The sequence below is a fragment of the Thalassospira sp. ER-Se-21-Dark genome, assembly GCF_017922435.1.
Taxonomy (GTDB): domain Bacteria; phylum Pseudomonadota; class Alphaproteobacteria; order Rhodospirillales; family Thalassospiraceae; genus Thalassospira.
In genome coordinates, this window is record NZ_VDEZ01000003.1 from 433207 (window position 1) to 453900 (window position 20694).

Annotated in this window: 19 protein-coding genes; 8 read left to right on the forward strand and 11 right to left on the reverse strand. The window is 55.2% G+C overall.

Annotated elements, in window-relative coordinates; all coding sequences use genetic code 11:
* Window positions 1-67: 67 nt before the first annotated feature.
* Both FHI25_RS14630 and FHI25_RS14635 read left to right on the forward strand, forming a co-directional pair.
* Complete coding sequence (locus tag FHI25_RS14630) at window positions 68-1027, forward strand: glutathione S-transferase family protein (RefSeq protein ID WP_210518953.1); 960 nt, start codon at window positions 68-70, stop codon at window positions 1025-1027.
* Between the two features lie 120 nt (window positions 1028-1147).
* Window positions 1148-1927, forward strand: coding sequence for a class I SAM-dependent methyltransferase (locus FHI25_RS14635; protein WP_210518955.1), 780 nt, complete (start codon window positions 1148-1150; stop codon window positions 1925-1927).
* Between the two features lie 53 nt (window positions 1928-1980).
* Here the strand turns inward: FHI25_RS14635 and FHI25_RS14640 are convergent, their stop codons facing one another.
* The 9 genes from FHI25_RS14640 to FHI25_RS14680 all read right to left on the reverse strand — a co-directional run bounded on the left by FHI25_RS14640 (window position 1981) and on the right by FHI25_RS14680 (window position 11360).
* The gene (locus FHI25_RS14640; RefSeq protein WP_064781144.1) at window positions 1981-2484 is read right to left on the reverse strand and encodes a F0F1 ATP synthase subunit B; all 504 of its coding nucleotides are present in this window, start codon (window positions 2482-2484) and stop codon (window positions 1981-1983) included.
* A gap of 4 nt (window positions 2485-2488) precedes the next feature.
* Complete coding sequence (locus tag FHI25_RS14645; protein ID WP_008889877.1) at window positions 2489-2974, reverse strand: ATP synthase subunit B'; 486 nt, start codon at window positions 2972-2974, stop codon at window positions 2489-2491.
* A gap of 74 nt (window positions 2975-3048) precedes the next feature.
* A complete protein-coding gene (locus tag FHI25_RS14650; protein ID WP_007089066.1) occupies window positions 3049-3273 on the reverse strand; it encodes an ATP synthase subunit C family protein in 225 nt (74 codons plus the stop codon).
* A gap of 60 nt (window positions 3274-3333) precedes the next feature.
* Window positions 3334-4056, reverse strand: coding sequence for a F0F1 ATP synthase subunit A (locus FHI25_RS14655; RefSeq protein ID WP_008889876.1), 723 nt, complete (start codon window positions 4054-4056; stop codon window positions 3334-3336).
* A 21-nt stretch (window positions 4057-4077) separates the two neighbouring features.
* The gene (locus tag FHI25_RS14660; protein WP_040823076.1) at window positions 4078-4443 is read right to left on the reverse strand and encodes an AtpZ/AtpI family protein; all 366 of its coding nucleotides are present in this window, start codon (window positions 4441-4443) and stop codon (window positions 4078-4080) included.
* 449 nt (window positions 4444-4892) lie between these two features.
* Entirely contained in the window at window positions 4893-6224 is a 1332-nt protein-coding gene (locus FHI25_RS14665) for a class I SAM-dependent methyltransferase (RefSeq protein ID WP_210518957.1), read from the reverse strand.
* Between the two features lie 88 nt (window positions 6225-6312).
* The gene (gene smc, locus FHI25_RS14670) at window positions 6313-9846 is read right to left on the reverse strand and encodes a chromosome segregation protein SMC (protein ID WP_210518966.1); all 3534 of its coding nucleotides are present in this window, start codon (window positions 9844-9846) and stop codon (window positions 6313-6315) included.
* Between the two features lie 73 nt (window positions 9847-9919).
* Window positions 9920-10516, reverse strand: coding sequence for a DsbA family protein (locus FHI25_RS14675; protein ID WP_210518968.1), 597 nt, complete (start codon window positions 10514-10516; stop codon window positions 9920-9922).
* A 232-nt stretch (window positions 10517-10748) separates the two neighbouring features.
* Complete coding sequence (locus FHI25_RS14680; RefSeq protein WP_210518970.1) at window positions 10749-11360, reverse strand: DciA family protein; 612 nt, start codon at window positions 11358-11360, stop codon at window positions 10749-10751.
* Window positions 11361-11437: 77 nt separating this feature from the next.
* Between FHI25_RS14680 and mutY the strand changes: the two genes are divergently transcribed.
* Window positions 11438-12517 carry an A/G-specific adenine glycosylase gene (gene mutY, locus FHI25_RS14685; protein WP_210518972.1) on the forward strand — a complete coding sequence of 360 codons (1080 nt, stop codon included), beginning with the start codon at window positions 11438-11440 and terminating at the stop codon, window positions 12515-12517.
* 93 nt (window positions 12518-12610) lie between these two features.
* On the opposite strand, the gene FHI25_RS14690 is transcribed toward mutY, so the two are convergent.
* Window positions 12611-12826 (reverse strand): hypothetical protein, encoded by a 216-nt coding sequence (locus FHI25_RS14690; protein ID WP_246879117.1) that lies wholly within the window; start codon window positions 12824-12826, stop codon window positions 12611-12613.
* Between the two features lie 135 nt (window positions 12827-12961).
* The gene (locus tag FHI25_RS14695; protein WP_063089153.1) at window positions 12962-14062 is read right to left on the reverse strand and encodes a site-specific DNA-methyltransferase; all 1101 of its coding nucleotides are present in this window, start codon (window positions 14060-14062) and stop codon (window positions 12962-12964) included.
* Window positions 14063-14539: 477 nt separating this feature from the next.
* Between FHI25_RS14695 and FHI25_RS14700 the strand changes: the two genes are divergently transcribed.
* The 5 genes from FHI25_RS14700 (at window position 14540) to FHI25_RS14720 (ending at window position 20653) form a co-directional block, all read left to right on the forward strand.
* A complete protein-coding gene (locus tag FHI25_RS14700; RefSeq protein WP_210518976.1) occupies window positions 14540-15547 on the forward strand; it encodes a BMP family protein in 1008 nt (335 codons plus the stop codon).
* Between the two features lie 131 nt (window positions 15548-15678).
* A complete protein-coding gene (locus FHI25_RS14705; protein ID WP_210518978.1) occupies window positions 15679-17295 on the forward strand; it encodes an ABC transporter ATP-binding protein in 1617 nt (538 codons plus the stop codon).
* Complete coding sequence (locus FHI25_RS14710) at window positions 17292-18362, forward strand: ABC transporter permease (RefSeq protein ID WP_210518980.1); 1071 nt, start codon at window positions 17292-17294, stop codon at window positions 18360-18362. The genes FHI25_RS14705 and FHI25_RS14710 overlap by 4 nt, the downstream gene beginning before the upstream one ends.
* An 11-nt stretch (window positions 18363-18373) precedes the next feature.
* Window positions 18374-19315: an ABC transporter permease gene (locus FHI25_RS14715; RefSeq protein WP_210518982.1), complete on the forward strand. Its 942-nt coding sequence runs from the start codon at window positions 18374-18376 to the stop codon at window positions 19313-19315.
* Window positions 19316-19363: 48 nt separating this feature from the next.
* The gene (locus FHI25_RS14720; RefSeq protein WP_210518983.1) at window positions 19364-20653 is read left to right on the forward strand and encodes an amidohydrolase family protein; all 1290 of its coding nucleotides are present in this window, start codon (window positions 19364-19366) and stop codon (window positions 20651-20653) included.
* The last annotated feature ends 41 nt before the right edge of the window (window positions 20654-20694 follow it).

A 20694-nucleotide genomic window follows, 5' to 3' on the forward strand; every position in this document is an offset into this window, starting at 1 on the left:
AGCACAATAAAGCTTAACCGCGGCAGAATGCCTGCCAGAACCGATTAACAAAATTTGGGAAACGGACATGGGATTACTTGTCGACGGAGTCTGGCACGACAAATGGTATGACACCAAAAGCAACGGCGGAAAATTCAAACGTCAGGACTCAGCTTTTCGCAACTGGGTGTCTGCCGATCAGGATGCCGAATTCCCGGCCGAAAAGGGCCGCTACCACCTTTATGTATCCTACGCCTGCCCCTGGGCACATCGCACGCTGATCTTCCGTGCCCTGAAGGGACTGGAAAACATGATCAGTGTATCGGTCGTTCATTGGCACATGGGTGAGAACGGCTGGAAGTTTGATCGCGATGCGGGCCTTCCCGACCATCTAGAAGACCGTGACTTCATGCATCAGGTCTATACCGATGCGATGTCTGATTACACCGGTCGTGTCACCGTGCCGGTGCTTTGGGACAAGAAGAGCAACAAGCTGGTCAGCAATGAGTCGGCTGAAATCATCCGCATGCTTAACAGCGCGTTTGAAGATCTTGGCGCAACGGCGGTTGATTTCTATCCCGAAGATTTGCGCACCGAAATCGATGAAGTGAACGAACGGGTTTATCACGATGTGAATAACGGCGTTTACAAGTCCGGCTTTGCCACCACGCAGTCTGCCTATGAAGAAGCCGTCACCACGCTGTTTGATGCGCTGGACTGGCTTGAAGAACGCCTTTCAAAGCAACGCTACCTTGTTGGCAACCAGCTTACCGAAGCCGACTGGCGCCTGTTCACGACCTTGTTGCGCTTTGATCCGGTCTATCACGGCCATTTCAAATGCAACCTGCGCAAACTGAACGAATATCCCAATCTTTGGGCCTATACCCGCGACCTGTATCAGCACCCGGGGATCAAAGAGACGGTCTTTATGAACCATATCAAGGGCCACTATTACGAAAGCCACCCGACGATCAATCCGTCCGGCGTGGTGCCATTGGGCCCGGTCCTGGACCTTGATGAACCGCATGGCCGGGATCGCTTTTCCTAAGACGTTGCCGCGGCAAATCGCATATCATCAATGATCAAAAACTTGGCAGGTGCCGTCAGAACAGAATAGCCTGTTCTGACGGCACCCATGCCATTTTGTGCTTACGAGTTGCAGGTCTATATGCCCAAGCCGCAAAACATTTACGACGAGCCCGATTTCTATAAGGGATACGAAGAGCTTCGCAAGTCGGGAACCGCATTGAACGACGTACTCGAGCAACCTGCAATTCGTAGCCTGCTTCCTCAATCACTCGAAGGTTTGCACCTGCTTGATATTGGATGCGGTTTTGGCGATTTTGCGCGCTTTGCCAAGTCAAAAGGTGCCGCATCGGTTATTGGAATTGATCCGTCAAAGAATATGATCACTGCCGCACGCGAGAAGACTGACGACGATGCAGTAACCTATCTCAATGCTGCAGTTGAAACGTTCGAACCTCAGGTCACAGACAAATTTGACTGCATAATCTCTTCGTTGGCGCTGCATTATGTACAAAACTACGAAGATATTCTGTTGAAGCTCGCTTCATGGCTTCCTGCCAAAGGCAGGCTTGTGTTTTCGGTTGAACATCCTATCTGCACTGCGCTTGCCGCACAAAAGTGGGCTTTGGATGCCGATGGAAATAAGCTGCACTGGCCTTTGGATAATTATCGCGATGAGGGCCCGCGCGAAACGAGCTGGTTCATTGACGGCGTCATCAAATATCACAGGACCGTCGAAAGCTATGTAAATGGGTTACTAGACGCAGGGTTTAACCTTCTACGTCTTCTCGAGCCTGAGAACCCCAAGAGCATGGACACGATGGACGCTGGGATAATCATCGCCGGCGTCCGCCATTCCTCGTGCTTGCAGCTGAAAAGCAGTAACGCTTCCGAAGACACCAAGCCTGTCAGTCGACAATAAAAAAACCCCGCAGCGATGCTGCGGGGTTTTCAGTTTCCGGAAACCGGAAAAAATCAGTTTAGACGACCTTTGAGTTCCGCGATCGCGCTATCAACCAACTCGTCTGCCTTTGCACCAGAAACCTTGTCACTGACAAGGGCCATGGTGGCCTTGGCTGCGATTTCGGCAACATGTGCACGAACTTCGGCAATAGCCTGGCTTTCGAGGTTGGAGATACGGTCCAGAGCTTGCTGTTCACGACGTTTGAGCGCCGCTTTCAGTTCTGCCTGGGCGTTCTCGAGCATACGGTCGGCTTCCACCTTGGCATGCGCACGGATTTCGTCAGCTTCCTTAAGCGCTTCACGCTGTTTGGCCTGATAATTGGCCAGAAGCTCCTGGGCTTCTTCGCGAAGACGCTGTGCTTCGTCCAGTTCGTCGGAAATCTTCTGTGCACGTTTATCAAGTGCGGCAGAGATCCCTTTGACGGCTTTGAAACCGCCAAAACCGACGACCAGCACGAAAGAAAGCGTGGTCCAGGTGTATGGATCGGTAAGGAAAGTAACCTCTTGGGTTGCCATTGTCTTACTCTCCTACGATTGCCGAAACAGCCTTGTCGGCAGTTTTGGCCTGAACCTTGACACCGATAAGTTTGTCGGTTGCTTCACGGGCAATTTCCGATGCTGCTTCTGCAACACCCGTCATTGCATCCGCTTTGGCGTCCGCAATTGCCTTCTCGGCATCAGATGTCTTTTTAGACAGCTTCTTGACCATAGCTTCGGTTTTCTTGGCTTGCTCTGCAGCAGCCTTTTCCGATGCTTCGCGAATGTCAGCCTGAGCGGCTTCACGAGCTTCTGCCAGAGCAGCCTCGTATTTCGCGATGGCGGCATCGGTTTCGTCTTTCAACGCCCGAGCCTTGCCAAGGTTGTCCTCGATGGTTTTTTGACGGCGTTCAAGAACTTCACCAACCTTCGGCAGCGCAATTCTCGACATCAGGAAATACAAGATGGCGAAAATAACGAACAGCCAGAAGATCTGTTCCGAGAACGTCGCAATATCAAACTGCGGCATAGCCTACTCCCGAATTCAACGACGCCGGCGAGGGAGTGCCTCGCCGGGCCGTGTATTCGCGCAAAAGGCGCCGATTAGCCGAACAGAACGATCAGCGCAACGACGAGTGCGAACAGTGCAATAGCTTCGGTAACAGCAAAGCCGATCCAGCCATACAGTTCAACGTCGCCTTTTGCAGCCGGGTTACGGCCAACAGTCGCAATCAGGCTCGACCAGATGTTACCAACACCGATACCGGCACCAATCATGCCAATAGCAGCCAGGCCAGCACCGATCATCTTAGCAGCATCGAGTTCCATAACTTCACCCTTTCGAATTTCTTAAAGGCAATCAGAAGAGATCACACCAAACCACACACATCAGTGCATGTGGATTGCATCATGGAGATAGATGCAGGTGAGAATTGTGTAGACGTAAGCCTGAAGCGCAGCAATGCCGAACTCCAGAACAGTAATCCCCGTCAGCAAAGCAAAGGGAAGCACGCCGAGAATGCCAATCAGGCCAACGAACCCACCGATAACTTTCAGCATGATGTGGCCGACGGTCATGTTCGCAAACAGTCGGATCGCCAGGCTGAACGGACGAGAGAAATAGGAGATGATTTCGATCGGGATCAGAATGATCGCGGTCGCAATCGGCGCACCTTCAGGGAAGAACATCCGAAGGTAATGCGTACCATGACGCATGAAGCCGATGACCGTCACACCGAGGAAGATCACCAGAGCCATCGCAAAGGTAACAGCAATGTGGCTCGTAAAGGTAAAGCTGTGCGGGATCATGCCAAGCAGGTTCCCGAACAGAACAAACATAAACAGCGTAAAGACGAACGGGAAATATTTGCGACCTGCGCTTCCCACGTTGTCCTTGAGCATATTGGCGACGAATTCGTACATCACCTCGGCAGATCCCTGCCAGCGGCCCGGAACCAGCGCGCCGCGACGCATCGAAAGCGTCATGAAGCCCGTTACGAGAACGGCTGCGATCACCATCCAAAGTGCGGAGTTGGTGAAGGAAATATCAATGCCGGCAACCGAAAGTTCGGCCAAGGGCTTGATTTCAAACTGCTCTAGCGGTCCAGCCACCGTAATCCTCGCTCAATATTATCAGGGTTCGGATTTGTCCCCGTTCCCCTGCTTGCGCTCCCCCATCGCACGACCAAGTCCGACAGCACTGTCAAAACCCTTGGCAACGCGATAAGCGTTCAAACCTCCGGCACCTGCTCCGAGAAAAACAAACAGAACAAGCAGCCAAGGTGTCGTATCAAGCACCCGATCCAGCGCCCAGCCAATCAGCAAGCCGACAAGAACCGCAGCGATCATTTCCGCCGAAATCCTCATGCCAAGCGCCATCCCTTGAGATGGTTTGCCGGTCGCCCGGTTCGGGCTGTGCAGTTCTTCTCGCTTGCCTGCTACGGCTGCCAGTTTGCTCTCAAGCTCTGCTAATGAAGCGCGATCTTTATCATCGCTCATTGTCGTGAACCCCGCTTTGGCAGCCCTGCAAACGTCGCAAGGAAATGCGCGGGCAACATACTTAGCACCCCATGGGCTGTCAAGCTGTAAAACCCCGTCTCCCCCGACCTTTGAAAACCGAAATAATAATAATTATTTCAGTTACTTAACCCCTTAAATGTGAAGGAAAACACTTTTAGAGTTAGGCAATAGTCGCAGTCAAAAGAATTGGCAGTGATCTGCGCCACTGGCCTGCAACCGGCGGTTTTCCTTGGTTCCTGCCGGTTTTATCCCCTTTGACATCACAGATGACAAATTCGGTGTTTTTCACCGGGCCCCGGCAATTTGCCAAAATCAGGAGCGTTTTTGCCCAAAACCATGAAATATCGGTGGATTAAAGACAGTCGGTATTCCCGATTCACCCGCGGTCACCGAACGCCGTTTACAGGGGCGCTTCCCCCGTAAACCAATCAGATCTTGCGCACGCTAAGTGTTCGTTCACCGTCGGTTTTTTGCCAGCCGCCCGGCTTGGATGACAACATCCAATCGAACTTGTGAAACAGCGCCCACACAGCCCCCAATGTATTGATCGCAATCGAGTTCATATCAATCGGCTGGGTATCAAGAATTTCATCGCGCAGGATGGCGACCAGTTCTGCGACCGTCTTCTTGCCATCAAAGACCGCGAGCAAGCGGGCCAGATCCGGACCACCGGTCAGGTCAACCGCATTGCCACTGCCGTCTTCGATCAGAACAGGTTGTCCGGCGAGTGCCACCAGATCATCAAAGAAGGTCTTGTTGGGCGGGACGAAGAAGTAAGGTGCCAGTTCGGCATCTGGCAGCATTTCGGCAGTTTGGCCCTTGTCTTCACGGGTCAGGTAGAATGCATGCAGCGGCATCGCGCCACTGAACCTTTCGCAAAATGCCTGCTGATCGCGAAGCGGCTTGGCCGCCAATTCGCGCAGAATGGCCGGATCACGCACCAGATTGTCGATCTTGTAATGGGCCTTGCCGGTTCCACCAAACCCGAAGAAGCCGGTAAAGGCCGCAACATGAAGGACCGCGGAAGAGGCGAAATCATATACCCCGTGGACGTCATATGCGCATTCGACGGGATGAAGCAGCAAATCAACAATTTCCGGATCGTTTTCGAGCAACCCTTTGATGAAGCCCGGGCCACCGCCCATTTTAAGCAGCATGTTGTCTTCGGGCAGGGCCGATAGCAATGTTCGCGTCATCGCCAACTGTTGCTGCAGGTCTTTGCCTTCCAGCAATGGCTCGATCATTTTGCGCCACTCGGTCACGGCAAGGCGCCCATGTTCGCCATACACCATGATGCCCATCGCACCGTCGGCTTTAAGCACCGACGTCAGATCGCGAAGGCCTTCTTCCGGGTCTTCGAGATGGTGCAGGACACCTGCACAATTGATGTAATCAAATGGCTCAGGCTTGGATTTGGCAAATTCAGAGATGGTCTGATTGACGTAGGTGACGTTTGAAAGACCGCGTGCCTCGGCCCGGGCGCGGGCGACCATGGTGCTGGCCGCGGACGGTTCAAGGTAGGTCACCGATCCACCGACATCGCGCAATTGTTCTGCCAGCCAGATCATCGAATCCCCGGTGCCACCACCGGCAACCAGCGCGCTGAAGGTGGCATCAAATTCCTTTGTCCCGCCAAAGCAGTAATGATTGACCCGTGACAAGGTATCGATCGGCGGCATTAACAGGCGGTCTTTTTCCTGCCCTGGATCGCGCAACGGATAGGGAAACTGTTCGTAAAGCTCGCGCACTTTCTGGGACATCAGGCCTTCACCATCATTGAGTTTCAATGATGTGTAACATCGCGTGCCCTATCAGTTTATTAATGGATTGCTTAATAAGGGGCACGGACTAGCTGGTGAAGTCGAGCTCGGTCTGTTCTTTCTTGGAATAGACTTCTGCCTGATGCAGGTCGACCGATACCAGCGAAGACACACCACGTTCGGCCATGGTCACCCCAAACAGACGGTTCATTCGGGCCATGGTCATACGGTGGTGGGTGATGACCAGGAAGCGGGTATTGGCATGACGGCCAATGGCCTCCAACAGCTTGCAGAACCGGTCAACGTTGGCGTCATCAAGCGGGGCGTCAACCTCGTCAAGGACGCAGATCGGGGCCGGATTGGTCAGGAAGACCGCAAACAATAGCGCCACGGCAGTCAGCGCCTGTTCCCCACCCGACAGAAGCGACAGATGCTGAAGCTTTTTGCCCGGCGGGGACGCCATGATTTCAAGTCCGGCTTCAAGCGGATCATCCGCATCAGTCAGCATCAGGTGCGCACCACCGCCACCAAACAGCCGGACAAACAGTTGCTGGAAGTGCTTGTCCACCTCGTCAAAGGCCGCTTTCAAACGCGCACGGGCTTCGCGGTTGAGCTGATTGATGCCATTGCGCAGTTTTTCAATGGCAGCAATCAAATCATCGCGTTCAGACACCATGGTGTCTTTCTGTTCCTGCATCTCGGCCAGTTCGACCTCGGCACGCAGGTTAACCGCCCCAAGATTTTCACGTTCGCGGGTCTGGCGTTGCAGCCGGGCTTCGATATCGCCTTCGCTTGGCAGGTCCTTGGTCAGGTCAATCTTGCCAAGCTCGACCAACTGATCCGGCGTCGCATTGACACGTTCGCGGATACGTTCGATTAGATCGCGGCGATGCTGTTCGGCTTGTTCAAGCAGCGCTTCACAGCGCACACGACCTTCGCGGGCCTCAGCCAGTTTCTGTTCTGCTTCGCGCAAGTTGATATCGGCTTCGCGCTGGGCATTTTCGGCGCGCTGCAATTCATCAGCGGCATCTTTGCGGGCCTGATCTGAAAGTTCGATCCGGTCAGAAAGAATGGCACGGCGTTCTTCGATCTCTTCGGGCTTGAGTTCAAGCTCCTCGATCTCCATGCGGGCTTCTTCCTGGCGTTCACGCAGTTCGGCAACCCGTTCACCAGCACCCGACGCACGTTCATTCCAGGTGGCAATTTCGTTTTCAACGAATTCAAGGCGCTTACGCTGGCCCGACATGGTGCTTTGCATGCGTTCAAGCTGGCTGCGGGCTTCCATATGGTCCGCACGCGCATCGGCCAGATTGGCGCGTTTTTCAATCAACTCAGCCTTGATTTCCATCAGGCCCTCGCTGCTTTCCTCTGGCAGGGCGGCGAGTTCTTCCTGTTCGGCAATCAGTTCATCGAGGTCCTGCTTGGCGCGTTTTTCGGCCTCTTCAGCGTTTTGAAGGCGGCTTTCAATCGCGCTGGCATCGCGTTTGATATTGGCGATTTCTTCACGTGCAGATGACGCCGAGTTTTCAGCATCGCGCACCGCGCGGTGTGCTTCCTGTTCGGCCGTACGGGCCGCCTCGATTTCTTCATCAAGGCGTTCGACATTTTCGCTGGCGATTTCGGCCCGCTCGCTTGCGGCTTCGACCACTGCATCGGCTTCTTCAAGTTCGCCGCGCAATTCATCAAGGCGGTTACGCTGGCGCAGACGGACAGCAGCGGGCAATTCTGCACCGGCCAGAATGCGATAGCCATCCCAACGCCAAAGCGCCCCGTCGCGCGACACAAGGCGCTGACCGACCTTGAGGCTTTTGGCAAGGAAGTTGGCGGTTGCTTCGTCTTCAACAATGCCGATCTGCCACAGACGCCGGTTCAAAAGTGCGGGTGCCTCGACATATTTGGCAAGGGCCGCTACCCCATCGGGCAGGGCCGGATCATCGGTCGCCGGATCAATGGCGGCCCAATGCATTGCCGCATCGGTCGCATCCGGCGCGTCAAGGTCCTCACCAAGGGCGGCAGCCATCGCAAGTTCAAAGCCGCTTTGAACCGTGATGTTTTCGATCACACCAGGATATTTATCATCGTCACCGCCACGCAGCAGGCTTTCAAGTGCGTCGATCTCGGCAGTCAGGCGCGCCTTGCGGCTTTCGGCATCACGCAGGGCATCGCGTGCATCACTTTCGGCGGTTTTAAAACCATCTTCGCGGTCACGCATTTCGGCCAGACGCATCTCGGCCTCTTCGACGGCCATTTTGCGCTGTTCGACCAGTTCCTCGCACTCTTCAAGATGCATGCTTGCTTCTTCAAGCGCCTCGGAGAAGTCGGCCTCAATCCGGATATCATCAAGCTTGGCAACCGCCTCGTCATGGCGTTCGGTTAGACGCGCACGGCGGGCGTTCAGTTCGCTGAGGCGCTGTTGCACCGATTTGAGGCGTGCCTCTTCCTCGGCGACCTTGTTGGTCATTTGATCAACATCGGCTTCCAGCTCTTCGACGCGAAGGGCCTTTTCGGATGCCATTTCGCGGGCTTCATCAAGGGCGTCATCTTCGCCGCCTTGGGCCTCGCGGAGTTCTTCGCGCTCGTTCTTGAGCTTTTCAAGTGCGCCCTGCGCATCACTTGCCAGTTCGGCCTCACGCGCAAGGTCGGCATCGATTTGCTGAATACGGGCACGCAATTGGCCCATCTGGGTTTCGATCTGCGCCTTGTCCTTATCAAGGCCTTCACGCTCGATCAAAAGACGTTGCAGGGCGGCGGCGGCCTCGGCCTCTTTTTTGCGAAGATCGGGCAGGCTCGCGGCCACATGGGCCTGAACCGTGGTCGCCTCGGTCACCGATGAGGTCAGATCACGCACGGCACTTTCGCCCGCGACCAGCAATTCACGCGCATCTTCCTGGCGTTTTTGGGCCTCGGACCAGCGGATGTGGAACAGCAATGCCTCGGTTTCGCGGACACTTTCGGAAAGTTTGCGATACCGTTCGGCCTGTCTTGCCTGTTTTTGCAGGGAAGCAATCTGGCCATCAAGCTGCAACAGAACGTCTTCAAGACGTTCCATATTTTGTTCGGCGTTTTTAAGGCGCAATTCCGCCTCGTGGCGGCGTGAATGCAGGCCGGTAATACCGGCGGCCTCTTCAAGGATCAGGCGACGCTGGATCGGTTTGGCCCCGATCAGTGCACCAATTTTACCTTGGGAAACCATGGCATTTGACCGTGCACCGGTTGCAGCATCGGCAAACAGCAATTGCACATCACGCGCACGGACATCCTTGCCATTCACGCGATAGTTCGAGCCACCGCCACGTTCGATGCGGCGGGTGACTTCAAGCATGTCAAAGTCGTTGAACATCGCGGGCGCCTTGCGCTCGCTGTTATCAAGGGTGACGGATACTTCGGCGACGTTGCGCGCCGGACGCGACGATGTGCCGCCAAAAATCACGTCGGACATGTCCGAACCACGCATCTGCTTGGCCGATGTTTCGCCCATCACCCAACGCAGTGCTTCAACAAGATTGGATTTGCCACAGCCGTTCGGGCCGACAACACCGGTCAGCCCGTCTTCAACCAATAAATCTGTTGAATCGACGAAGGATTTGAACCCCGTCAGCTTTAGCGATTTAAACTGGACCAATCATGTCCCCCGGTCCGACCCTGTCCCTTGTTGCCGGACACCACACATGCGGTGTCCGGCAAAATTGTTTTATTTAGTCGATAAGGTCTTCGACTTTTTCGATAAAGAATTCCGCGTCACGCGAACCGGCAATGGTGTCGCCATCAAGAACGAAGCTTGGCGTGGAATTAACGTTGAATTCCTGTTCGCCACGCATGCGTGAACCGACAATACCATCAATCAGTTCCTGATCGGCCATGCAGGCATCAACCGCATCATCGGTCATGCCGGCAAAGCGGACCACTTCCTTGATACTGGCAATCGGGTCCTGCGAACGTGCCCAGGTCATCTGCGATTTGAACAGCATGCCAAGCACACCGAAATAACGATCTTCGCCCGCGCACTGGGCGATTGCAGCCGCACGCAGCGCAACCCCATCCAGCGGATAGTCGCGGAAGATCAGTTTCAGTTTGCCGGTATCAATCAGCTTTTCCTTGATCTCAGGCAGAACCTCGGTGTGGAAGGACGCACAATGCGGGCAGGTCAAAGATGCATATTCAATCATCGTGACCGGCGCATTTTCATCGCCCAGCACATGTTCTTTCCATTCAACTGCCTGTGCCTGTTGGGTGCTTGCGACCCCAACCATCATCAAAAACGCACAAGCAAGAAACTTAACTGCCTTTAGCAAGGAAACCTCCGTTAAAACAAAGTTTTGTGATTACAAGCCTGTTGCAGCGCGCGAGTCAACACACCCCCGAAAACGGCTATGCCACCAACGAGTCGCCAAAGTGGTGCGCAATTGCGGCAACTCCGTGATCGTTCATTTCATGAAATTGATTCGATTATCGACGACGCGCAAGACAACAGATCGTGACCGCAGGGCAAGTTATCAAATGCCCAGGGTTACGGTCGCACAGGCGTTATTTCTTGCCTGTTTTCGGGCGCAAACCGCCGCTTGCACCGGCGATGTGACGACCAAGGCGGGTCAGAACTTCGCGAAGATGCGGATCTTCGATCTTTTCAAGGTCGGCCTGACTGGTCGGGCTGATGTCGGCTTCGGGCACCTCTGTCGGGCGATGAACGGTCCGTTCAGGCCTTGAAATATCGCCCTGAAGCATCGTGATCTTGTTGATCGCACGATATCCGAAATAGCTGTTCACCCGTTCGATGATCTGCGGCATGCGGTGTTGCAGCTCAAGGGCTACCGGCCCGACAACCCGGATCAGCAATGTACCACCGGCCATGCTTTCCTTGGGCGGCGGGCTGTATTTCAGCGGCATGGTGTATTGTTCAAGATCACGTCCGACGATCTCGGCCCAATGCAGGATGATTTCCGTTTGGAAAAAGCCGCGCTTGCGCACCAGCGGCCGGGTCAGGTTGCCAACAAGGGGTGCAACATTACGCAGGCCCATCCGACGTTCAGAGCTGCCCAGCGGGACAAAGCCCTGCTTCTTTTTGGGCGCAACGGATTTGGATGGCTGATCCATCACCGAGCCACTTTTCGTACCAACACTATCTTTTTTCTTGCTCACGCCCGCTTCTTTCGTAGGGTCTGCATACCTTCGGACCAAAAGTCTGTGTCCGCAAAACAACATAACACGGGATCGACGTGCATTTCACCCATCAGGATACCCAACGCCTCGCAGTAAGCATGCTGGAATGGTACGACCGCCATCACCGCACCCTGCCCTGGCGATCAGAACCCGGCGACACGCCAGATCCCTATCATGTCTGGCTCAGCGAAATCATGCTGCAACAAACCACCGTGCAAACGGTGGGACCCTATTTTGCTGCCTTTTTGAAACGCTGGCCAACGGTGACCGATCTTGCCAATGCCGAACTTGATGATGTTTTGCATGCGTGGCAGGGACTGGGATATTACGCACGGGCGCGCAACTTGCATAAGTGCGCCAAGGTTGTCGCGTCGGAATATGACGGCGTTTTCCCCGATACAGAGGAAGGGTTGCTGAAACTGCCCGGTATTGGCCCCTATACCGCCTGCGCAGTTGCCGCCATTGCCTTTAACCGACACGCGAGCCCGGTGGATGGCAATATCGAACGGGTGATTTCGCGCCTGTTTGCGCTGGAAACGCCGTTGCCCGACGTCAAACCGGAAATCAAGGAAAAGTCGGCTGCCCTGACACCATCAGATCGCCCGGGTGATTATGCGCAGGCATTGATGGATCTGGGGGCGACGGTCTGCACCCCGCGTAATCCGGCGTGCGGCATTTGCCCGTGGCAGGCCGATTGTGAAGGTCGCAAATCAGGCATCGCACCCGACCTTCCCAAGAAACGCAAAAAGGAACCCAAACCAACCCGGGTTGGCTATGCGTTTTGGATCCGGCGCGAAGATGATGGCCGCATCTTTGTGCGTCGCCGCCCGGAAAGGGGATTGCTGGGGGGCCTGTACGAAGTGCCGGGCAGTGACTGGCGCGCGATTGACGCACCCGATGATGTGATGTTGTCCGAGGCACCGGTTTCCGCCAATTGGTCGGAACTCGACGGTACGGTCGGGCACACTTTCACGCATTTTCATCTCAATGTCAGCGTGCTGGCCACGACCCTGCCCGCTCATGAAGCCGATAAACTTGACGGTAGCTGGACAACCATTGACGGGCTCTCGGACTTTGCCCTGCCGACCATCATGAAAAAGATCGTCCGTCATGCCCTGAAATACGGGCCCGCCTGAACTGAATAGCTGTGCCGAATGAAAGCACGCAATTTAAAAAGGCCCGTGGTCGGAACCACGGGCCTTTTTGTTTTTGAACCTCGCGCGGCGCGATCAGGCGTAAATGTCGATCACCTGTCCACGGCCCTCTGTCGGGGTCGGGGCTGCCTGCTGCGACGTTTCGGTTTCTGCTGCTTGCTCGATTCGCTGTGTCGGCGGTGAATTCAGGTCGTTGTTACCCGTTTCTGCAATTGGCGCGGTTGCCTGCTGAATTTGTACCGGGTTGGGTGCATATGCTGCACCCCCTACTGCACCTGCTTGCATATTCATCTCCATCTATCCTTGCGGATAAGTTTGATGATCGGAATATAGCAAGATTTTTGCCCAAAAGCAAAACCGGCGGGTTTTGCAACCACGCCGGTTTTTTTAGGCATCAAGGATTTAGCCGGAGCTTTGCAGCTTGGATCAGGCGGGGACCTGACCCATTTCCTTACGCAGCTGACTGCGCAGATTGTCGATCGAAACCAGTCGGCCATCGCACTTGTAATGCCAATAAGTCCAACCATTACAAGCCTGTGCGCCCTGAACGTGGGCACCGATCTGGTGGATCGAACCGGCATTGTCCTTGTGACTGATCGAGCCGTCAGCACGCACCATGGCGGCCACATTGCCCCGGTTGTCATAGATCTTGTCACCCGGCGAAAGCAGGCCACGTTCGATCACCGCACCAAACGGGATACGCGGCAGGGAACGCTTCGACTCGGTCAACTCAAGGCTGTCTCCATCAAGCATCTGAACCTTGGAAATACGTTCACGCGCGGCTTCGGCATAGCTTTCTTCGCGTTCCAGACCGATGAAGTGACGGCCCAGGCGACGTGCGGCTGCACCGGTGGTACCGGTGCCAAAGAACGGATCAAGCACCACATCACCCTGGCGGGTGGTCGCCATCAGAACACGCTGCAGCAATGCTTCGGGCTTCTGGGTCGGATGGACCTTCTTGCCCTTGTCATCCTTAAGACGTTCCGAGCCAGAGCAAATCGGCATCAACCAGTCAGAGCGCATCTGCAAGCCTTCATTAAGCTGCTTCATCGCTTCGTAGTTAAAGGTGATGGCCTTTTGCTCTTCGCTTTTGGAACACCACAGAAGGGTCTCGTGCGCGTTGCAGAAACGCTTGCCGCGGAAGTTCGGCATCGGGTTGGTTTTGCGCCAGACGATATCGTTGAGGATCCAATACCCGATATCCTGGAGCATGTTACCAACACGATAAATGTTGTGATACGAACCGATCACCCAGATCGCACCGGTGTCCTTAAGCACGCGGCGTGCCGCCGTCAGCCAGTCACGGGTGAACTCGTCATAGTGACGGAAGCTGTCGAACTGATCCCAATGATCGTCAACAGCGTCAACCTTGGAATTGTTCGGGCGCAGAAGATCGCCGCCAAGCTGAAGGTTATAGGGCGGATCGGCAAAAATCAGATCGACGGATTTTTCCGGCAGGCTGTTCATCAGTTCGATGCAATCGCCAACCATCACCTGATCAAGTGGTAAAGATGTCTTTTTTGTCATGATGCCTTCTAGGTTCCCCCTTGAAATCTTGATGAAAGCATCAACCGAAATAGTTAATGAAAGAGTTAACCGACTCCGAAATTTTTCAAGGATTCGCATTGTGTTAGAAAGTGCGTCACCTGTTTAGACAATCTTAACCGCTATGCCCGAAAAACCGGAAGATTTTGCCCCTGCTACCGCATGATCACAAATGCGGTTGGTACAGCCCGGACTCGGGTATCGGCCCTGCGCGAACCAGCACCAATCGGCACCGGAATATCCAACGATCACCTTTTGGCTGCGCAGAAACCCGCCAACTGCACGCGTTAATTCACCCTAATCCCCGCGCATTCCCAAATACTTACACCAAAGAGTGGAAAACTGACCATTTGGACAGAAGGTGCTTTGCCTCTTTTGTGATCGCGTATACAATCTGCCCACAATCTATGCAAAAGGTTGAGTTTCGCATAACGGCAATAAATCCGCAGGGGGACAAAAATGAAGTCTGGTACTTTCCGCCTAACGCGTCGTGCCATGCTGTCGGCCATCGCTGGCGCAGCCGCCGTCGTATCGTTTGGCTTTGGCGCACCGGCCGAGGCCGCAGATCCGCTCAAGGTTTCGGCAATCTACACTGTTCCGGTCGAACAGCAGTGGGTATCGCGCATTCACAAGGCGCTTAATGCCTCCGAAGCACGCGGCGACATTTCCTATGAGTTTTCCGAAAACGTCGCCAACACCGACTATGAGCGCGTCATGCGCGAATATGCCGAAAACGGTTCCGACCTGATCGTTGGTGAAGTGTTCGGCGTTGAACGTGCTGCACGCAAGGTTGCGGCCGACTATCCGGAAACCGCGTTCCTGATGGGGTCAAGCTTTGCACCGGACGGTGAAAACTTCTCGGTCTTTGATAACTTCATCCATGAGCCGAGCTACCTTGTCGGCATGGCGGCTGGTAAGGCGACCGAAACCAACAAGATCGGCATGGTTGGCGGTTTTGCCATCCCGGAAGTGAACCGTCTGATGCATGCCTTCATGGCAGGTGCGAAATCGGTCAATCCGGATGTCGAATTCATGGTGACCTTCATCAACAGCTGGTATGACCCGCCCAAGGCGAAAGAAGCAGCCTTTGCCATGATCGATAGCGGTGCGGACATCATGTATGCCGAACGCTTTGGCGTTTCCGATGCCGCCAAGGAACGCGGCATTCTGGCCGTTGGCAACGTGATCGACACCGCGGCTGATTATCCAGGCACCATTCTGGGTTCCGCCCTGTGGCACATGGAAGCCACCATTGACCACGCCATCGAGGCGGTCAAAGCCGGTGAATTCAAGGCCGAAGATTACGGCAAGTTCAGCTACATGGAATATGGCGGCGGTTCTGTCGTTCTCGATCCGGCACTGCTGCCGGACGGCACGGTTGAAGAAGTCGAAGCCAAACAGGCTGAAATCCTTGATGGGTCCTTCACGGTTGACGTAAACGACGAAGAACCGAAATCATCAATGTAAGATTTCGCTGAAATCACTGGGCAGTTCGGTTAAACAATCGAACTGCCCTTTGTCATTTACGACATGATACCGACCACAAAGCCGCCCACTGCCCCACAGCGTGACGCATAAAAACAAAACGGATTACCCGAATGTCATCTGCTGCGCACACACCATCCGAAACGTCGCAAGACCTGCTGCTTTCGCTGGCAGGTGTCACCAAAAGATTTGGCCTACTCGTTGCCAATGACGCCATCGACCTGACCGTTCACAAGGGTGAAATCGTTGCCCTGCTTGGTGAAAACGGTGCGGGTAAAACCACACTAATGAATATTCTGTTCGGTCACTATGTCGCAGACGAAGGCACCGTTACGGTTGCCAGTCGCGACGGTAATCTTGAACAGCTTGAACCGGGCGCCCCGCAGGCAGCCCTTGATGCCGGGATCGGCATGGTTCACCAGCATTTCACGCTGGCTGAAAACCTGACCGGTCTTGATAACATCGTCCTTGGGACCGAACCGATTTTCAGGCTCCGTCGTGATCGCAGCACAGCGCGTGCAAAGCTTGGTGAACTGATGGCCGGATCGGGCTTGAATGTCGATCTTGATCAGCCAGTGCACAAACTGACTGTTGGCGAAAAACAACGCGTTGAAATCCTCAAGGCGCTTTATCGCAATGCGCGGCTTTTGGTTCTTGATGAACCCACCGCTGTTCTGACACCGCAAGAAGCCGACAGCCTGTTTGCCATCCTGCGCAAACTTGCCGCAACCGGCCTTGCGGTGATCATCATCGCCCACAAGCTGGCCGAAGTTCTTGCCGTATCGCACCGGATTGCGGTGCTGCGTGGCGGGGCCAAGGTGGGCGAAATGAAAACCAGCGATGCGAACCACAAATCCATCGCCGAACTGATGGTCGGTCGCGAAGTTCCCGCCAGCCGCCGCGCACCCCGCACTCCCGGAAAGCCCGTCATCACCCTTGCCGATGTCACCATTGATCGCGGGGATTCCCGCCGGTCCCTGCATGGGGTGAATGTCACCGCCCGCGAAGGCGAAATTCTTGGCATTGCCGGGGTATCGGGCAATGGGCAGGCGGCGCTGGCGCAATTGATCGCCGGGCTTGATAAACCCGATAGCGGCACAGTCGAAATATTTGGCGAAAAAGTCACCAAATTCGACGCCCACACCTTCGCGCAGAACGGCATCGCACGCATCCCCGAAGACCGCCATCACGATGGCATGGTCGGGTCGATGACAGTGGCCGAAAATATCGCAATTGAAGATGTCCGAAGCCCGGAATACCAGAAACTTGGTTTCCTTGATTTTGAAGCCATCCGCAAACGTGCCGAGCATGCGATTGCCGATTACGATGTGCGCTGCCCGGGCCCCGATGCCCCGGCGCGCCTTTTGTCCGGCGGCAATATCCAGAAACTGATCCTGGCGCGTGTCTTGGAAAAATCGCCCAAGCTGATCCTTGCCAATCAGCCATCACGTGGCCTTGATGTCGGCGCGCAATCCGAAGTCCATCGTCGCTTGCTGGAAGCCCGTCAGGGTGGGGCGGCGGTCATTCTGATTTCCGAAGACCTTGATGAACTTCTGACCATTTCCGATCAGATCGCGGTGATCCATGCCGGGCACATAACGCCTGCCATGCCAACCGACAGTATTGATCGATCCGAGCTTGGCCTGATGATGGCCGGACAAAAAGCCGCCCTGCATGCCCCCGATGCCACTCCTGCCACGACGACCACCAATCCGGGAGAAACGGCATGATCCGCTTTGAACCGCGCAGCAATCCCGGCCCGCTTCTTGTTTATGGCGTGCCGGTTCTGGCCGCGACGATTGCCATTCTTCTGGCCGCCATTCCGCTGGCGCTTGCCGGCGCCCCGATTATTCAGGCCTATGGTCTTATGATCAGCGGTGCGTTCGGTTCGGTATTTTCAACCTCTGAAATGCTCACACGCGCAACGCCCCTGATCCTGACCGGGCTTGCGGCGGCCATCGCATTCCGGGCCAAGCTTTGGAACATTGGCGCCGAAGGCCAGCTTTACATGGGGGCCATGGCCGCCGTTGCCGTTGGTTCGGGTGTGATTGACGGACCAAACTGGGTGATGATCCCGGTCGTGATTATTGCTGGCATGGCTGCTGGTGCGCTGATGCTGATTGGTCCGACGCTTTTGAAAACGCGTCTTGGCGTCGATGAAGTGGTTACCACCCTCCTTTTGAACTTTATCGTATTGCTGTTCGTGCAGATGATGCTCGAAGGGGCGCTTAAAGATCCGATGTCAATGGGCTGGCCCCAGTCCGAACCGATCATTGATAGTGCGGCCTTCCCGGCCCTTCTGGAACGCATGCGGGTTCATATTGGCCTGATCATCGCACTGGTTTCGGCGGTCGCACTCGCAATTTTCGTCAAACGCACGGTTTGGGGCTTTGAAATTCGTGCGGTTGGGGAAAATGCCGCTGCTGCCAGATTTTCGGGCATTTCGGTGACCAAAACCATGATCCTTGTCGCCGCCCTGTCAGGTGGTTTGGCGGGGCTTGCCGGGGTGTCGGAAGTGGCAGGAACGCGTGGCTATCTCGCAACTGACCTTTCGCCCGGATATGGCTATGCCGGGATCGTGGTGGCCATGCTCGCGCGCCTTTCACCGATTGGCGTAATTGCATCGGCGTTGTTTGTTGCATCGGTCTTTGTCGGTGCAGATTCAATGAGCCGCGCGATTGGCGTTTCAAGCTATCTGGCCGATCTGATCGTTGCCATGGCGTTGCTGTGCGTATTGATCGGCGGGTTCCTGACCCGGTTTAGGGTTCACTTTGATCGCAAATCGGCTCAGGGCTGAGGGGATAGACCATGGAAATCATTGATATTCTTCTTGCCGCCAGCTTCTGGGAAGCCGCCATTCGCATCGCGACCCCATTGATCTTTGGCGTGCTGGGTGCGCTGATCTGCGAACGCGCCGGTGTTCTTAACCTTGGGATCGAGGGTATTTTTACCGCCGGTGCAATGGCCGGCTGGATGGCCGTGTGGCTTGGTGCCGGGCTTTGGGGTGGCGTTTTGGTTGCGGCCCTTGCGGGTGGCTTCTTTGGCCTGATCCATGCGATCCTGACCGTGCCACTGGGGCTCAGCCAGCATGTGTCAGGCATCGGGGTGACGTTGCTTGCCACCAGCCTGTCCTATTTCACCTATCGCACGGCATTGCCCGATGTTTCATCCCCGCCGCGGATCGAACCGTTCCGTCCGCTTGATATCCCGTTTCTTTCAGACCTGCCCTTCATCGGACAGGCGCTGTTTTCGCAAACGGCGATGACAATGCTGGCCCTTGTTCTGGTGTTAGTCACCGGCTGGGTTTTGTATCGCACACCGCTTGGTCTTGCGATCCGTGCGGTTGGCGACAACCCGTCCTCGGTCGAGGCACAGGGACTTTCGGTTTATGGCCTTCGCATCGGGGCGGTTGTGGTTGGATCTTCGCTGATGGCGCTCGGTGGGGCTTTTCTGACCATGTCTGCCTTTGATGCGTTCTTCTTTGGTATGATCAATGGCCGTGGCTGGGTTTGTATTGCGCTCACCGTATTTGCCAGCTGGCGTCCCGGAAAGGCCTTGATCGGGGCGTTGCTGTTTGGGGCATTTGATGCGTTTCAGGTCCGCCTGCAGACCGAGGTTGGCGCGTTCCTGCCATCGCAGGTTTTCCTGATGATGCCCTATATCCTGTCGATCATTGCGCTTATTGTTGTCGCCCGCAAAGCCGATTACCCCAAGGCGCTTCTTGTGCCATGGTTCAAGGGCCAGCGTTAAGCACTGCACCCCAACTATGACTGCCACCACCAGACCAAGGATGACATCATGCAACCCGATCTGATCCTGAAAAACGCCAATATCGCCAACGGCCCAAACGGTGTCGATATCGCGTGTCAGAACGGCAAGATCATCGAGATTGCCGAACATATCGATGTACCCTCGGTCGAGGTGCTTGACTGTGGTGGCATGCTGGTCAGCCCGCCCTTTGTCGACAGCCATTTCCACATGGATGCGACATTGTCACTCGGTCTGCCGCGCATGAATGAGTCGGGCACGTTGCTTGAAGGCATCGCGTTGTGGGGGGAGCTTAAACCGCTTCTGACCGCCGAAGCGGTGATTGAGCGCGCGCTTAAATATTGCGATCTGGCCGTATCAAAGGGCCTGCTTGCAATCCGCACCCATGTCGATGTTTGCGATGACCGGTTGCTGGCGGTTGATGCGTTGCTGGAAGTCAAAAGGCAGGTCGCACCCTATATCGATTTGCAGCTGGTGGCCTTCCCGCAGGATGGCTATCTGCGCAGCCCGACCGCCAAGGAAAATACCATCCGCGCCCTTGATAAGGGTGTGGATGTTGTGGGCGGTATTCCGCATTTCGAACGCACCATGGCCGATGGAGCACAAAGCATCAAAGAACTTTGCGAAATGGCGGCGGACCGTGGGCTTATGGTCGATATGCATTGCGATGAATCTGATGATCCGCTGTCGCGTCACATCGAAATGCTGGCCTATGAAACACAGCGTTTGGGGCTTCAGGGCCGGGTGGCAGGCTCACACCTGACATCGATGCACTCGATGGATAATTATTACGTTTCAAAGCTGATCGCCCTGATGGTCGAGGCAGAAGTTTCCGCCATCGCCAACCCGCTGATCAACATCACCCTTCAGGGCCGCCATGATTCCTATCCCAAGCGTCGCGGCATGACACGCGTGCCGGAATTGCGCAAGGCCGGGCTCACTGTGGCCTTCGGTCATGATTGCGTGATGGATCCCTGGTATTCGATGGGTTCTGGCGACATGCTTGAAGTTGCATCGATGGGGCTACATGTCGCACAGATGACGTCGCGCGATGATATCCGCGCCTGCTTTGACGCCGTCACCACAGAACCGGCCAAGATCATGGGTCTTGAAGGATACGGTATTGAAGTTGGCAACAATGCCGATTTCGTCATCCTGCAGGCCCGCGACACCATCGAGGCCATCCGCATGCGCGCCAACCGCCTGTTTGTTATTCGCCGGGGCAAAATCATCGCCGAAACACCAATGGCGCAAACACGCCTGCACCTGTCAGACCGCCCGGATCATGTACGCGAACACGAATACGCGCCGGGACAATGAAATATGACGCATGATCAAGTGATCTGATTGCTTTTTGCAGT

Coding starts and splice junctions, on each gene's coding strand:
- FHI25_RS14665 (WP_210518957.1), bottom strand. CDS start 6,224: ATGTCCCAGAAAGTGCGCGAGCTTTACGAACAGTTTCCCTATCCGTTG.
- FHI25_RS14700 (WP_210518976.1), top strand. CDS start 14,540: ATGAAGTCTGGTACTTTCCGCCTAACGCGTCGTGCCATGCTGTCGGCC.
- FHI25_RS14695 (WP_063089153.1), bottom strand. CDS start 14,062: ATGACAAAAAAGACATCTTTACCACTTGATCAGGTGATGGTTGGCGAT.
- FHI25_RS14640 (WP_064781144.1), bottom strand. CDS start 2,484: ATGGCAACCCAAGAGGTTACTTTCCTTACCGATCCATACACCTGGACC.
- FHI25_RS14720 (WP_210518983.1), top strand. CDS start 19,364: ATGCAACCCGATCTGATCCTGAAAAACGCCAATATCGCCAACGGCCCA.
- FHI25_RS14630 (WP_210518953.1), top strand. CDS start 68: ATGGGATTACTTGTCGACGGAGTCTGGCACGACAAATGGTATGACACC.
- FHI25_RS14710 (WP_210518980.1), top strand. CDS start 17,292: ATGATCCGCTTTGAACCGCGCAGCAATCCCGGCCCGCTTCTTGTTTAT.
- FHI25_RS14635 (WP_210518955.1), top strand. CDS start 1,148: ATGCCCAAGCCGCAAAACATTTACGACGAGCCCGATTTCTATAAGGGA.
- FHI25_RS14660 (WP_040823076.1), bottom strand. CDS start 4,443: ATGAGCGATGATAAAGATCGCGCTTCATTAGCAGAGCTTGAGAGCAAA.
- FHI25_RS14690 (WP_246879117.1), bottom strand. CDS start 12,826: ATGAATATGCAAGCAGGTGCAGTAGGGGGTGCAGCATATGCACCCAAC.
- FHI25_RS14645 (WP_008889877.1), bottom strand. CDS start 2,974: ATGCCGCAGTTTGATATTGCGACGTTCTCGGAACAGATCTTCTGGCTG.
- FHI25_RS14650 (WP_007089066.1), bottom strand. CDS start 3,273: ATGGAACTCGATGCTGCTAAGATGATCGGTGCTGGCCTGGCTGCTATT.
- FHI25_RS14705 (WP_210518978.1), top strand. CDS start 15,679: ATGTCATCTGCTGCGCACACACCATCCGAAACGTCGCAAGACCTGCTG.
- FHI25_RS14715 (WP_210518982.1), top strand. CDS start 18,374: ATGGAAATCATTGATATTCTTCTTGCCGCCAGCTTCTGGGAAGCCGCC.